This window comes from Streptomyces sp. NPDC049597 (assembly GCF_040675505.1).
Lineage (GTDB): Bacteria > Actinomycetota > Actinomycetes > Streptomycetales > Streptomycetaceae > Streptomyces.
This window is the reverse complement of sequence record NZ_JBFAOY010000002.1, coordinates 239,880-254,576: the sequence shown is the minus strand read 5'-3', so window position 1 is coordinate 254,576 and position 14,697 is coordinate 239,880. Positions and strand designations below refer to the sequence as shown.

The following is a 14,697-nucleotide window of genomic DNA, read 5'->3' as shown; positions in this document are numbered from 1 at the left end:
TCACGCCACCTTCCGGGCGACGGCGAAGATGCGGCGGAACGGGAAGACCGTGCCGTGCGGCCCCGGCGGATACGCCTTGCGCAGCAGGTCCCGGTACTGGGTCAGGAACTCGCGCTCGGCCTCCGGGTCGTCGGCGAGCGCGGTGAGGACGGGACGCAGCGCGGTGCCCTTCACCCAGTCGAGGACCGGGTCCTCGCCGCCGAGCAGCTGGAGGTAGGTGGTCTCCCAGACGTCCGTGTCGCAGCCCAGGTCGGCGAGCCGCAGCAGGTACTCGGCGGGCTCCAGTATGTGCACGTAGCGCCGCCCGTGGTCGCCGAGACGCTCGCGCCACTGCGGGGAATCGCAGAGGTCGCCGAGCAGGGCGTGGCTGGGCGAGGTGAAGTTGCCGGGCACCTGGAAGGCGAAGGTGCCGCCGGGCGCCAGTCCGTCGATCCAGACGGCGAAGGACTCGGGATGGTCGGGGACCCACTGGAGTGCCGCGTTGGAGACGATCAGGTCGTACGGCTCGTCGGGGGTCCAGTGCGCGGCGTCGGCTGGACGGAAGTCCAGCAGGCCGCCGCCGGGCGTGGTGCCGGCGTGGTCCTTCTCCGCCCGGGCGAGCATCTCGCGGGAGAGGTCGAAGCCGGTGATGTGGGCGTCGGGCCAGCGGTCGGCGAGGAGCGCGGTGACGTTGCCGGGGCCGCAGCCGATGTCGGCGATCCGGGCGGGGCGGCTGCCGCATGGCAGCGGGGGTATGCGGGCGAGCATGTCGAGGAAGGGGCGCGTGCGGTGCCCCGCGTGTCGCAGGTACTGATGTGGATCCCAGGTGGGTACGGAATGCATGGTCGAGTCCCCCTTGCAGGAACGGGCAGCCGAAACGGAACGGTTCCGGCCCGACCCTGCCCACTAGTCAATCAGACTATATCTTGACGTCAAGAGACTTCATGTCGACAAACCAACTACACTGATCGACATGGAGGACGAGGTCGATCGACTGGTCGCAGCATGGCGCCGAGAGCGCCCGGACCTCGACGTGGAACCGCTCGAGGTGCTCAGCCGCGTCTCCAGGCTCGCCCGCCATCTCGACCGCGCCCGCCGGCTGGCCTTCGCCGAGCACCAGCTGGAGCCGTGGGAGTTCGACGTGCTCACCTCGCTGCGCCGGGCCGGCGCGCCGTACCAGCTCTCCCCCGGCCAGTTGCTCACCCAGACCCTGGTGACGTCCGGCACGATGACCAACCGCATCGACCGGCTCGCCAAGAAGAACCTGGTCGAGCGGCTGCCCGACCCCAGCGACCGGCGCGGCGTCCTGGTGCGCCTGACCCCCGAGGGCCGCGACCGGGCCGACCAGGCGCTGGCCGGACTGCTCGCCCAGGAGCGGGCGATCCTCGCCCAGCTCTCCCACGCCCAGCGCGCTGAACTGGCCGCGCTGCTACGCCAGTTGACCGCCCCGTTCGACAACATCCCCGGCTAGGTCCACCGGGCCGACACCCGCCCTGCGCGCCAGGGCGACCGCGGCGAGCGTGGAGTGCACGCCGAGCTTGCCGAGCACGTTCTGCATGTGCGTGCGGACGGTGTGCGGTGACAGGAACAGGCGCTCGGCGACCGCCTTGCGCCCCAGGCCCGCCACCATGCAGCGCAGCACCTCCTGTTCGCGCGGGGTCAGCGACTCGACCAGCTGCTCGCTCTCGGTGCGGTGCTTGCGCGCCGCGGTCAGCTCGCGCAGGACGCCGGTGAGCAGTGCGGGCGACACATGGGTCTCGTCCCGCAGCACCCCGCGGATCACGCCCAGCAGCCGTTGCAGCGAGCAGTCCTTGGCGACCCAGCCCGAGGCCCCTGACTGGAGCGCGAGCGCCGCGCGGGCGGCGTCGTCCTTCTCGGCGAGCACCACGGACCGCACGGCGATCCGGTGCGAGCGGACACCGGCGACCAGCGAGATCCCGTCCACCAGCCCGTCCTCGGAGCCCCCCACCGAGCGCGGCGCCGGAACCGGAGCGATGCCGAGGTCCGCGTCGACGAGCATGACGTCGAAGCGCCGCCCCTCGGCCGCGGCCCGCTCCAGGCAGCGCAGCGCGGCGGGCCCGCTGCCGGCGGCGGCGACCTCGACGTCGGGCTCGGCGGCGAGAGCCGCGGCGAGCGACTCGGCGAAGATCCGGTGGTCGTCCACCACCAGGACCCGGATACGAACCACAAGCACCCCCAGTGCCGAGGACGGATCGGCGTGGACACGACGCCCGGAGAAGGAGGTACAGGAAATCGCCCGGCCGCCGCCGTGCTCTGACTGATACCCCACCCCGGGCGCCGTACCCAACGGTCTCGCCCCCTGATGAACACCGGCCCCCACCGGTGCTGAGCATCAGGGTACGGACGGGCGGCCGCGACGGAAGCCCCTTTGCACAAAAGACCGTCCCGGCCACGTGGTCGGCGCGACTCGCCGCCCGTCCGTGCCGGGACCGCCCGTTCCCGGGGTGGATGCGGATCCGCCGCTTCAGGACACGCGCCGCGCTCCCGCCGACGGGACAGCCGTGAAGACGCGGGGCTCGTCCAGGGACCGGGCCGCGAACGCCTCCTGGACCGACTTCGTCACCAGGCGCGCCGATGACGACTCGACGAGCACGATCGCCGAACCGCCGAAGCCGCCGCCCGTCATCCGCGCGCCGAGCGCCCCGGCGGACAGTGCCGTGTCGACCACCAGGTCGAGTTCACGGCACGAGACCGCGAAGTCGTCGCGCAGGGAGGCGTGGCCCTCCGTCAGGACCGGGCCGATCGCGCGGACCTCACCCGCCTCCAGGTGCGCGATCACGCGCTCCACCCGGTGGTTCTCCGTGACGATGTGACGGACCAGGGCGCGCACCTGCGGGTCGTCGAGGCGGGCCAGGGCGTCGGCCAGTCCGTCGAACGGGACGTCCCGCAGCGTGTCGACACCGAGCGCCGCCGCGCCCGCCTCGCAGCCGGCGCGGCGCTTTCCGTACTCCCCCTCGCTGTGGGCGTGCTTCACCCGGGTGTCCACGACAAGGAGTTCGAGGCCGTGGGCCGTCAGGTCGAAGGGGATCTGACGCAGCGAGAGGTCACGGGTGTCCAGGTGCAGGGCGTGGCCCTCGACGCAGCAGGCCGAGGCCATCTGGTCCATGATCCCGGTGGGGGCGCCGACGTAGGCGTTCTCCGCCCTCCGGCACATGCGGGAGATGTCCCGGGAATCCAGGCCCAGTGCGTACAGGTCGTTCAGGGCGAGTGCGGTGACGACCTCGATCGCGGCGGACGAGGACAGTCCGGCGCCGGTCGGCACGGTGGACTCGTAGTGGACGTCGGCGCCGCCCACCGCGAGGCCCGCCCGGCGCAGCGCCCACACGACGCCCGCCGGGTAGTCGGTCCAGTCGCCCGAACGCGCGGCCGGGGCCAGGTCGTCGACGCGCAGTTCGACAGCATCGCCGGCCACGTCGGCGGAGTGGAGCCGCAGCACGCCGTCGTCACGGCGCGCCACGGTCGCCACCGTGGTGTGCGGCAGCGCGAAGGGCATGACGAAACCGTCGTTGTAGTCGGTGTGTTCACCGATCAGATTCACCCTGCCGGGGGCTGCCCACACACCGTCGCTCATGACGCGTTCTCCCTCCCGCGGGCGAATGCCCAGGCGTCGGACACGATGCCGGCCAGGTCGGCGCGGCTCGGTTGCCAGCCCAGGCGTTCCTGGGCTGCGGCTGCGGAGGCGACGAGGACCGCGGGGTCGCCGCCGCGGCGCTCGGCCATGACCTCGGGCACCGGGTGGCCGGTGACCTTGCGCACGGTCTCGATGACCTCGCGCACGGAGAAGCCGTTGCCGTTGCCGAGATTGCAGATCAGGTGCTCGCCGGGCTTCGCCGCGTCGAGCGCGAGCAGATGGGCCTCGGCGAGGTCGGCGACATGGATGTAGTCGCGGACGCACGTGCCGTCCGGCGTGGGGTAGTCGTCGCCGAAGACGGAGATGGACGGGCGCCTGCCCAGCGCGACCTGGAGGACCAGCGGGATGAGGTGCGACTCGGGGTCGTGGCGCTCGCCGCAGTCGCCGTACGCGCCCGCGACGTTGAAGTACCGCAGGGACACCGCGGCCAGCCCGTGCGCCGCGGCCTCGCCGCTGATCATGTGGTCGACGGCGAGCTTGGAGGCACCGTAGGGGCTGGTCGGCGCGGTCGGGTCGGACTCGGTGATGGGGGTCGAGACCGGCTCGCCGTAGGTCGCGGCGGTGGAGGAGAAGACGAGGGTGCGCACGCCGGCGGAGCGCATGGCGGACAGCAGCGCCATCGTGCCGCCGACGTTGTTCTCCCAGTACTTCTCCGGCTTGGCGACCGACTCGCCGACCTGCGAGAAAGCGGCGAAGTGCAGTACGCCGTCGTACGAGGCGTCGAGATGGCGCGCGGCGTCCTGGATGCGGCCCTCGACGAACCGCGCGCCCGCCGGGACGCCCTCGCGGAACCCGGTGGAGAGGTCGTCGAGCACGGTCACCTGGTGGCCGGCCTCCACAAGGTGCTGGGCCACCACGCTGCCGACATATCCCGCACCGCCTGTGACCAGGTACTTCTTGCTCACTTAGCTCGCTACCTCTCGCAGTCGCTCGGCCGCGGCTTCTGGCGGCACGTCGTTGATGAACACGCTCATACCGGACTCGGAACCCGCGAGAAACTTCAGCTTGCCGGAAGTGCGGCGGATGGTGAAAAGCTCGAGATGCAGGGCGAAGTCGTCCCGCCCTTCCGCGGTGAACGGCGCCTGGTGCCAGGCGGAGATGTACGGGGTCGGCGGTTCGCCCGGACCGAAGATCCGGTCGAAGCGCCTCAAGAGTTCCAGATAGACCTGTGGGAACTCTGTGCGCGCGGCCTCGTCCAGGGCACGCAGGTCGGGCACCCGGCGCTTGGGATAGAGGTGCACCTCGTAGGGCCAGTGCGCCGCGTACGGCACGAAGGCGACCCAGTGCGCGCCCTCCAGCACCACGCGGGCCTCCTCGGCCAGCTCGCCCGCCACGACGTCGTCGAACAGGTTGCGCCCGGTCGCCGCGCGGTGTCCGGCAGCTGAGCGCAGCATGAGGGCGCTGCGCGGGGTGACGAAGGGGTAGCCGTAGATCTGGCCGTGGGGGTGCTGGAGGGTCACGCCGATCTCGGCGCCGCGGTTCTCGAAGCAGAAGACCTGCTCGACGCCGGGCACTTCGGCGAGGTCGGCGGTGCGGTCCGTCCATGCCTCCAGGACGAGCCCGGCCTGCTCGGCGGTGAGATCGGCGAACGAGGCGTCGTGGTCGGAGGTGAAGCAGACGACCTCGCAGCGGCCGAGCTCACCGGCGAGGGAGGGGAAGCGGTTCTCGAACACGGCGACGTCGTAGTCGGCGGCGGGAATTTCGCTGTGGCGCCCGTCGCGCGAGGGGCAGAGGGGGCATTCGTCGGCCGGCGGGTGATAGGTGCGGCCCTGCCGGTGCGAGGCGATGGCGACGGTGTCGCCGAGGAGGACGTCGTGACGCACCTCGGCGGTGGTCGACACGGCGTCGAGGGGCCGCGGGTCGGCGGCGTCGCGTACGACGTCGTCCCGGGCGTCGTAGTAGAGCAGCTCACGCCCGTCGGCGAGCCGGGTCGACGTCTTCTTCACACGGAGCTCCTCACCCACCCCTTACCAACAGAATCAAACACAACTAACCATGCTCGAACAGATGGCGTCAAGGAGGTCGCCCCTCTCCCCGCAGAGCCCGCGGGTCCGGGGGTTCCTGTGATGACGGTCGATGCGGCGTACACCTCGCGCATCCGCGCATGCGGGCACGTCGACAGGGCCGCTCCGGCTGAATCCCGCCTGACGGCCCCACCGCGCCCCGTGGACTAGTCGCGCCCCGGGCCTGGTGTCACACCGCTGCGCGCCGCCCGGTCCAGCAGGCCCGTGCGGGCGGCCAGGGCCGCCGCCTCGAGACGGGAGCCGACGCCCAGCTTCATGAGGACGCGCTGCACATGCGTGCGCGCGGTGCTCGGCGCGATGCCCATCCCGGCCGCGATCAGCCGGGTGTCCTCGCCCTCCGCGACCCGCACGAGCACCTCGACCTCGCGCGCGGTGAGCAGCGAGAGGAGCCGCTGGCCCTCGTCGTCGGGCTGCGCCGCCGGGTTGAGGAGCTCGGCGAACGCGCCCTGGAGGAGCTGGGGCGCCACCACCGCCTCGCCCGCCCGGGCCTTCACCAGCGCGCGCTCCACTCCTTCGATGCGCTCGTCGTGACGCACGTAGCCGGACGCCCCCGCCGCGAACGCCGCGGCGATGCCCCGCGGGCTGGGCACCGGTCCGAGGACCAGGACGGCCACCTGGGGGCGGTCCCGCTTGATCCGCACGACCGGGTCGAAGGCGCCCGGCGCGGCAGGTGCCTGGGTCCCCAGCAGACAGACCTCGGGCGCCCTCGCGACGACGAGTTCGGCCGCCCCGGCGGCGGGCGCGGCCGCCGCCAGCACCCGGTGGCCGCGCAGTTTCAGCGCCGAGGCGAGCGCCTCCGCGAGCAGTCTGTGGTCGTCGACCACGATGAGCCGCACGCCCATCGAGCAACCCTCCCCGTCGGAGCAGGCCCCCCGGCCTCCTGACCCGGCAAGCTACACGCTCGTGCCCACGAGCGCGCCCCCGACTCGGCAGAAGCGCCCCACAATGCCGAATTCCTCGGCAAACGGGACCACTTGTGCCGGCTCTCGGCGACAAACACCGCGGCCCGGCCCGTCGAAGCGACGGGCCGGGCCGGACGGCGTTCTCCTGTGGGTCAGTCGGCCACGCTGAAGGCGACCGCCAGGTACTTCTTGCCGAACTGCGAGTCGTTCTCGCGCGGCTTGCTCATCAGGTCCTGCGAGATGAAGAACCGGCCCCCCGCGTAGTCGTACTCGGCACCGGTCTCCGGGAAGCTCGTCTCGGCGTCGCGCACGGCGCGGTCGGAGGGGTTCTCCAGCAGCACCGTCTGCTTGAAGGTGGCGCCGTCGATGCTCACGACCTGACCGCCCTTGTTGTAGGGAGGCCACTTGTAGACGATGAGGTTGCCACCGTCCATGCGCAGCGGCAGCGAGTGGTAGCCCTCGCCGGCGTCCGCGCGCTCGGGCGTGCCCTTTCCGGTCGCGAGGTCGAAGGCGATGATCTCGTTGGTGCGGCCGAGTGCGCCGCTGCCGTCGTGCTCGGCGGTCGGCAGGTAGAGCCTGTCGTTGCCGACGAGCACGAACTGGCAGCCCTCGACGCCGTCGCTGGCCGAGCAGCGGGCCAGGTACTGGTCGCCCGGAGCCGCGATCTTCGCGCGCAGCTTGCCGGTCTTGCCGTCGATCGAGAAGAAGTCCGAGATGCCGAACGTACCCGTGTCACCGACGTCGGCGGCGACGACCAGCGGGTCACTGGACACGACCCGGGCGTCCTCGACGCCCGCCGGCATCTTGAACGACGACAGCGGGGTGCCGTTGTCGGGGTTGAGCGTCTGGACGGAGGCGGTGCGGTTGTCGTAGTCGCCGCAGGTGCGGACCGCGACGAGCGCCTTGCCGCCGCCGTAGCCGATGTCACGGCACTGCTGGGCGTCGACCTTGGGCTTCCAGCGGACCGCTCCGGTGGTCAGGTCGAACGCGGCACCGCCGTAGAGCCCGCCCGCGGCGACCGTGTTGCCGCTCTGCGTGACCTGCTCGAACTGGGTCTTCTCGTCGCCGTCGCCCGCGACCGACTTGCTCCACAGCAGCTTGCCGGTGTTGAGGTCGAGGACCCCGACCTCGGTGCACTTCTCGTAGAACTTGGGGGCGGTGCGCTTCTTCGCCTCGAAGAGGATCGCCGTCTTGTGGTCCTCGGTCATGTGGCGCGAGGCCGCGCACACCTGACCGGCGAGCGGGGTGGTCCACAGGACGCTGCCCTTGGCGACGTCGTACGCGACGACCGAGTTGACGCCCGGCTTCACGTACGCCTTGTCGGTGACCCAGGAGCCGGGAACGGCCGTCAGGTCCTCACGCGGCGGCTCGGGGAGCTGGAAGGCGACCTTGGCCTTGGTGTTGGCCCCCGCCTTCTCCTTGCCGGCCCCGTCCCGGGCGGGCTCGGTGTCCGCGCCGCCACCGCCGGACGCGCCGCCCGAGGAGTTCTTGGCCTCGTCCTTCTTGCCGTCGTCACCGGTGTTCGCGTACACGATGCCGCCAACGACGATCAGGACGACGGCCACGCACGCGGCGATGATGATCTGCATCTGCGTGCTGAGCCTGCGGCCGCCGCCACCGTTCTGCGGCGGCGTGTACTGCGGCTGCATGGGCTGCGTCGGGTAGCCGTAGCCCTGCTGCGGCAGGCCCGGGGCGCCCTGCTGCGGGTAGCCGTAGGGCGGCTGGCCCGCGCCGGGCGGCGGGGGCTGGGGCGGCTGCCCGTACGGCGGCTGGGCGGGCGGCGGGGTCTGCGGGTAGCCGTACGCGCCGTCCTGCGGCGGCGTCGGCGCGCCGAACCCGCCCGCCGGCGGCTGCTGCGGCGCACCGAACCCTCCCTGCGGGGGCTGGTGCGGCGGGCCGGCCGGGGGCTGGTGCGGCGGCGGGCCGGGCGGCTGGTTGGGCGGGGGCGGCGGCTGCGTCATGGGGTGCTTACCTCTGGGAGCGGTACGGCTGAAGAGCGGACAAGGTTCGGGGGGCGACGGTCACGGTCACTGGCCGAAGGCCATCATGGTCTTCGTCTCCTTCTCCTCCTCGTCGTTGCTCGCGCTCACCCGCCCTGCGGCGATGAAGAAACGGCCGTCGGCATAGGCCGTCTTGGGCGAGTAGAAGGTGTTCTCGATCCGCGCGGTCGACGCCGGGTGCTGCAGCAGCGTCTTCGGCGCGCCGCCGGTGGGGGCGATCGTGGCGACCGTGCCGCCCTTGTCGTAGGAGGCGCCCATGTAGACGAGGACGTTGCCGCCCTCCATCCGCAGCGGAGTCATCCGGCGCTCGGCCGGCGCCTTGGAGCGCCACTTGGCCTTGCCGGTGTCGAGGTTGAAGGCGACGACCTCGTTGGCGGTGCCGTAGCCCGTCTCGGTCGCCATGTAGAAGGTGTCGGCGTCGGCGGCCACGCCGGTGCAGCCCTCGAGGTTCTGGCCGAAGACCACGAAGGAGCCGCCGCACCGGGGCTGGTACTTGTCCGTGCCGCCGTCGATCTGCGAGCGCGGCTTGCCGTTGTCGGTCAGCGCGATGATGGACCACTTCTTGGGCTCGCGCTGGGTGATGGAGACGACCAGCGGGCTCGCCGAGTAGACCTTGTCGATCTCCCAGCCCTCGGGCGTGTTGTAGGTCCACTTGGTCCTGCCGGTGACCGGGTCGACCTCCTGGAGCTGCTGCTTGGGCTTGTTGTAGTCCGAGGTGGGGCAGCTCGCGCCGGCCAGCAGGCGGGGTCCGCCGGCGAAGGCGAACGGCTTGCAGTCGCCCGACGGCTTGCCGAACAGCTGCTTGCCGTCGGCGAGGGAGTAGCCGTACGAGTTGCCGCTGCCTCCGACCGCCAGTGTGTTGCCGCTGATGGCGAGGGTGAAGTCGGACAGGCCGGCGAAGCCGGAGGCCTTGGGGATCGAGTTCTTCCAGCCGGCCCTGCCAGTCTTGAGGTCGACCATCTGCAGGTCGTTGCACTTGGCCTTGTCGGTCAGACCGTCCTTGACACCGAAGACGATCTTCCCGTCCTCGGAGGCGTTCGCGGGCGCGGAGCACACCCCGGTGGTCACCGGCACACTCCACTTCTTGGTGCCGTCGGTCACCGAATACCCGGCGATCTCGCGGTACATGGCCTTGACGACGGTGTCGCCGACCACCCACGGGCCGAACACGTCGGAGCCGTTGCGCGGCAGGTCGACGTCGTTCTTGGTCAGGAAGAGGACCTTGGCCTCGCCCTCCTGGCGTCCCGCGTTGAGGTCCTCCTCGCCGTCACGGGCGCCGTCGCCCTTGCCGTCGCCCTGGTCGACGGTCGGCGAGCCGGTCGGCTTCGGGTCCTCGCTGGACTTGCTGACGTTCGGCTTGTCCTGCGTGTCGTCACCGGCGACGGCGAAGTACGTGCCACCGCCGATGAGGAGCAGCGCGGCCGCCGAAGCGGCCACGATGATGCCGGTCTTCCCCTTGAAGAAGTTCCCGGAGCCGCCGGACGGCGGGGTCGGCGCACCGGGGTACTGCGGCTGCGCCGGGTAACCCCCGTACGGGCCGGGCTGGTTGTACGGGCCCGGCTGTTGGTTGTACGGGCCGGGCTGCTGGGCGTACGGGCCGGGCTGGCCCGCCTGCGGGTATCCGTAGCCGGGCTGCTGCTGCGGGTATCCGTAGCCGGGGGCCTGCGGTGCGCCCGCGGGGGGCGCCGGCGGGGCCGGCGGCATCTGGGGCGGCTGGGCGGGCGGCTGCGGGACGCCCTGCGGGTCCTGGGGAGCTCCGAAGCCCGGCTGCGGCGGCTGGTTCGGCGGCTGTGTCATGGCGTACTACCTCTGGAGAGTTCGGGGCGAGTAGGGGTGGGGGATGTCCGGATGACCCAGACCGCGTTCAGTTGCCCCTCGGCGACGTCGTCCGGCCCGACGGAGCCGGTGGGCGAGCGACGGGCTCCGGGGCGCCGGCGACGGGCGGCGTCTTCTCGTCCTCGCCGCTCGGTGCCGCACAGGTGACATCGCCCGCGAGGCGCGGTCCGGCCACAGCCGTGGCGGCGGGGCCCGTCCGGCTCACGAGGAAGCGGCGCGGTCCACGCGCCTGATGCGGGACCTGGGGCTGCGTAGGACGGGAACTCCGGACGGGCGCAAGGGGGTACGCGCCCCCGTGCCGCTGACGGTGCGCAGCGCCGGAGCTCCCCTGTGGCCCCTGTCGATCAGGCGGCTGAGTCATCAGCGCCTCCCCCTCCTCCTGCGGTCCGCTGCCCGGCGGGCACCCCCCACGGCTCTCGGCGTGATCGGCGGTGCCCCGGCCCCCGTGGCTCCCCCGGCGGGCGGCCGGAAGCGCAGTCGGACGCGCTTCTTTGTATCACCCGCGACGAACGCGGAACGGGCTCGGTTCGCCCCTGTTCCCAAGGGAGGACCGGCCCGTGATGCTGTTGTTACGCGGTTTCCACGGCTTCTCTACGAACGGCCTCTAGGCGTCTTCCGCGAGTTCGAGCCAGCGCATCTCCAACTCCTCGCGTTCGCTCGCCAGTTCGCGCAGCTCGGCGTCCAGCTTCGCGACGCGCTCGAAGTCGGTCGCGTTGTCGGCCATGTGAGCGTGCAGTTTGCTCTCCTTCTCGGAGATCTTGTCGAGCTGTCGCTCGATCCGCTGCAGTTCCTTCTTCGCCGCACGCGCGTCCGCTGCCGACTTCTCCTTGCCCCCCGCGGCCGCCGGGGCGGGCGGCGGTGTGGGCGCCGACGCCTCGACCATGCGCGCCCGGCGCTCCAGGTACTCGTCGATGCCGCGCGGCAGCATCCTCAGCGCGCCGTCGCCGAGCAGTGCGAACGTGCGGTCCGTGGTCCGCTCGACGAAGAACCGGTCGTGGGAGATGACCACCATCGAACCGGGCCAGCCGTCGAGCAGGTCCTCCAGCTGCGTCAGCGTCTCGATGTCGAGGTCGTTCGTGGGCTCGTCGAGGAACAGGACGTTCGGCTCGTCCATCAGCAGGCGCAGCAGCTGGAGGCGGCGGCGCTCACCGCCCGACAGGTCGCCCACCGGCGTCCACTGCTTCTCCTTGCCGAAGCCGAACTGCTCGCACAGCTGGCCCGCGGTCATCTCACGGCCCTTGCCGAGGTCGACGCGGTCGCGGACCTGCTGCACCGCCTCCAGCACCCGCAGCGCCGGGGGCAGTTCGGCGACGTCCTGCGAGAGGTACGCGAGTCTGACCGTCTTGCCGACGACGACGCGGCCGGCCACGGGCTGCTTCTCGCCCTGGGTGCGGGCGGCGTCGGCGAGGGTGCGCAACAGCGAGGTCTTGCCCGCGCCGTTGACGCCGACCAGACCGATGCGGTCGCCGGGGCCGAGCTGCCAGGTCAGGTGCTGCACCAGCACCTTGGGCCCGGCCTGGACGGTCACGTCCTCCAGGTCGAAGACCGTCTTGCCGAGGCGGGCGCCGGCGAACTTCATCAGCTCGGAGGTGTCGCGCGGCGGCGGGACGTCGGCGATCAGCTCGTTCGCGGCCTCGATGCGGTAGCGGGGCTTGGAGGTACGGGCGGGGGCTCCGCGCCGCAGCCAGGCCAGCTCCTTGCGCATCAGGTTCTGCCGCTTGGCCTCCTCGGTGGCCGCGATGCGCTCGCGCTCGGCCCGGGCGAAGACGTAGTCGCTGTAGCCGCCCTCGTACTCGTACACGGCCCCGCGCTGCACGTCCCACATGCGGGTGCAGACCTGGTCGAGGAACCAGCGGTCGTGCGTGACGCAGACGAGCGCCGAGCGGCGGGTCTGCAGATGCCTCGCGAGCCAGGCGATGCCCTCCACGTCGAGGTGGTTGGTGGGCTCGTCGAGGACGATCAGGTCCTGGTCGGCGATGAGCAGCTTGGCGAGCGCGATGCGGCGGCGCTCGCCGCCGGACAGCGGCCCGATCACGGTGTCGAGTCCCTGCGGGAACCCGGAGAGGTCGAGCCCGTCGAACAGTCCGGTCAGCACGTCGCGGATCTTGGCGTTCCCGGCCCACTCGTGGTCGGCCAGATCACCGATGACCTCGTGGCGGATGGTGGCCTCGGGGTCGAGCGAGTCGTGCTGGGTGAGCACGCCGAGCCGCAGCGCGCCGCTCTGGGTGACCCGGCCGGTGTCCGGCTCCTCCAGCTTGGCGAGCAGGCGGATGAGGGTGGTCTTGCCGTCGCCGTTGCGGCCGACGACGCCGATGCGGTCCCCCTCGGAGACGCCGAGGGAGACGGAGTCGAGCAGGGCGCGTGTGCCGTACACCTTGCTGACTGCCTCGACATTGACCAGATTGACGGCCATTTCTCTCCTGCCAGGGGGAACGATCGACCCCCCAGCCTACAAGTCACGCGCTCCTGCCCCGTCCGGCCCGTTCCACCAGCAGCCAGCCGCCGAGCGCCATGGCGACGGCCGCGGGTGCGCTGACCGGCACGGCTACGAGCGTCGCGGTCCTGCCCTCCAGCAGCCCCCCGAAGCCGACCATGGACAGGCCGAGGACGCCGAACAGGCACAGGGTGATCCCCGTGGCGGCGACGGGCCCGGTGCCCGGCACGGGCACACCAGCGCTGTGCGCGGGGCGCTCGAAACGGCGGAAGACGGCGACGAGGCCGGCGGTCGCCAGGGCCGCCGCGGCGATCCGGAACGGGGCTCCGGCCCACCAGGCGGCCCCCGCGGGTTCCGGCAGCCGAAGGCCCGCGGCGATCATCGCCCCGTACACGCCGAGCATGGCGGTCAGGTGCCACAGGAACGCGGTCATGGCGATGCCGTTCGCGGCGACGACGCCCCGCCAGACGCGGGGGCGGCGCAGCAGGCGGGCGCCCGGCCCTCTGAGCAGCTCGACGGCGCCGACCAGCCACAGCCCGTGGCAGAGCAGGGCGAGGGTGGGCGGAGCCATGTTCGAGATCTTCTCGCCGGGCATCCCGACCATGGAGAGCGGATACGGCCCGAGGGCGACGAGCGCGGCGGCTCCGGCGAGACCGGCGGACGCGAGCGGGGCGGGCCTGCGGATGCGGCCGTCCGCCCGCAGGAAGCCGAGCTGGTGGACGGCGAGCCAGACGAAGGCGAAGTTCAGGAACTCGACGAAGGGCACGTCCGCGGCGAACCGCAGCACGTCGACAGCGGCGGCGGCCGCGGCGAGCGCCCCGAAGGCGCCCCAGCCGAAACGTTCGTGCAGCCTCAGCAGCGGCGGCGTGAAGGCGACCATCGCGAGATAGATGCCGATGAACCACAGCGGCTGGGCGACGAGCCGCAGCGCGACCCCCGTCGTCCCGCCGCCCCCGCCGAGCAGCTGCACGGCGAGCGCGGCGGCGCCCCAGACGAGGACGAAGGCCATGGTCGGCCGCAGCAGCCGCTGGAGGCGTCCGCGCAGGAAGACGGAGTACACGGGCCGGTCGGGGTGCCGGCGCCGCAGCGACCGGTAGGAGAGGGCGTGCGAGAACCCGCCGACGAAGAAGAAGACGGGCATCACCTGGAGGACCCAGGTGAGGACCTGCAGCTCCGGCACGACGGCGAGCAGGTTCCCGACCCCGTCGTCGGTCACGGCGGCCATGAGCCAGTGCCCGCCGACGACGACGCCGAGGGACGCCACGCGAAGGAGGTCGACGTAGCGGTCGCGGGTGACGGGAGTGGCGGCGGCGAGCTCGGTGGCGGTGGTCGTGGCGGTGGTCATGGGCGCCAGGCTGCCGTGGGGGTCCGGCGGGCGGGAGGGCGCGGGTACTCATGTGGGCCTGAGTACGTGGGGGCGAGTGATCGCCCGCGGCGTGCGGCCCCCGCCCCGCCCGCCTACGCCTGGCGGCGTGGGAGGCGCCCCCTCCCGAAACCGGGCTCCGCCCGGACCCGTACCGCGCTTCGCGCGGTGTCCTCCCCTTACGGCCTGGCTGCCGTGGGCGGTGCCCGCGGACGGGCTGACATCGCTCCGCGAAAATCCAGCCCGCCGGCGTTTGAGGCGCGCGGGTGCGGGGGGCGCCCCAGAGGGCGGGGTGGGGAACAGCCCCCGCAGCGGCCCCCTCCACGCAGCGCCGACCTGCCCAGGGCACAGCCCGGAACGGGCCCGGAGGCAGAGGCCCCCGAACGGCTCAGGGCGCAGTCCGGAACGGGGCCGGGCGCAGCCCCGAAGGGGGCTGGGCGCAGCCCGGAACGGGGGCCGGGAAACAGCCCCGCCGCAGCGGCCCCCGCCACGCAGCGCCGACCTGCC

The 14,697-nt window shown here is 72.3% G+C and carries 11 protein-coding genes; 1 reads left to right on the top strand and 10 read right to left on the bottom strand.

The window, feature by feature from the left end:
* Positions 1-822: a trans-aconitate 2-methyltransferase gene (locus AB0K02_RS05005; protein WP_365990947.1), complete on the bottom strand. Its 822-nt coding sequence runs from the start codon at positions 820-822 to the stop codon at positions 1-3.
* A gap of 130 nt (positions 823-952) precedes the next feature.
* On the opposite strand from AB0K02_RS05005, the gene AB0K02_RS05000 reads away from it, so the two are divergent.
* Positions 953-1,450 carry a MarR family transcriptional regulator gene (locus AB0K02_RS05000; RefSeq protein ID WP_307715065.1) on the top strand — a complete coding sequence of 166 codons (498 nt, stop codon included), beginning with the start codon at positions 953-955 and terminating at the stop codon, positions 1,448-1,450.
* Here the strand turns inward: AB0K02_RS05000 and AB0K02_RS04995 are convergent.
* The 9 genes from AB0K02_RS04995 to AB0K02_RS04955 all read right to left on the bottom strand — a co-directional run bounded on the left by AB0K02_RS04995 (position 1,409) and on the right by AB0K02_RS04955 (position 14,172).
* Positions 1,409-2,167 (bottom strand): response regulator transcription factor, encoded by a 759-nt coding sequence (locus AB0K02_RS04995; RefSeq protein WP_365990946.1) that lies wholly within the window; start codon positions 2,165-2,167, stop codon positions 1,409-1,411. The two genes, AB0K02_RS05000 and AB0K02_RS04995, sit on opposite strands and share 42 nt — an antisense overlap.
* 297 nt (positions 2,168-2,464) lie before the next feature.
* Positions 2,465-3,571, bottom strand: a complete 1,107-nt coding sequence (gene galK, locus AB0K02_RS04990; protein ID WP_365990945.1) for a galactokinase — start codon at positions 3,569-3,571, stop codon at positions 2,465-2,467.
* Positions 3,568-4,536 carry a UDP-glucose 4-epimerase GalE gene (gene galE / locus AB0K02_RS04985; RefSeq protein ID WP_365990944.1) on the bottom strand — a complete coding sequence of 323 codons (969 nt, stop codon included), beginning with the start codon at positions 4,534-4,536 and terminating at the stop codon, positions 3,568-3,570. The genes galK and galE overlap by 4 nt, the downstream gene beginning before the upstream one ends.
* Entirely contained in the window at positions 4,537-5,577 is a 1,041-nt protein-coding gene (galT, locus tag AB0K02_RS04980; RefSeq protein WP_365990943.1) for a galactose-1-phosphate uridylyltransferase, read from the bottom strand. It lies immediately after the preceding gene.
* A 224-nt stretch (positions 5,578-5,801) separates the two neighbouring features.
* Entirely contained in the window at positions 5,802-6,497 is a 696-nt protein-coding gene (locus AB0K02_RS04975) for a LuxR C-terminal-related transcriptional regulator (RefSeq protein ID WP_365990942.1), read from the bottom strand.
* A gap of 212 nt (positions 6,498-6,709) precedes the next feature.
* Positions 6,710-8,518: a PQQ-binding-like beta-propeller repeat protein gene (locus AB0K02_RS04970; protein WP_365990941.1), complete on the bottom strand. Its 1,809-nt coding sequence runs from the start codon at positions 8,516-8,518 to the stop codon at positions 6,710-6,712.
* 66 nt (positions 8,519-8,584) lie between these two features.
* Entirely contained in the window at positions 8,585-10,354 is a 1,770-nt protein-coding gene (locus AB0K02_RS04965) for a PQQ-binding-like beta-propeller repeat protein (protein ID WP_365990940.1), read from the bottom strand.
* 643 nt (positions 10,355-10,997) lie between these two features.
* Positions 10,998-12,806: an ABC-F family ATP-binding cassette domain-containing protein gene (locus AB0K02_RS04960; RefSeq protein ID WP_365990939.1), complete on the bottom strand. Its 1,809-nt coding sequence runs from the start codon at positions 12,804-12,806 to the stop codon at positions 10,998-11,000.
* A 43-nt stretch (positions 12,807-12,849) separates the two neighbouring features.
* On the bottom strand, positions 12,850-14,172 hold the full coding sequence (locus AB0K02_RS04955) for an acyltransferase (protein WP_365990938.1): 1,323 nt from the start codon (positions 14,170-14,172) through the stop codon (positions 12,850-12,852).
* Between the last annotated feature and the right edge of the window lie 525 nt (positions 14,173-14,697).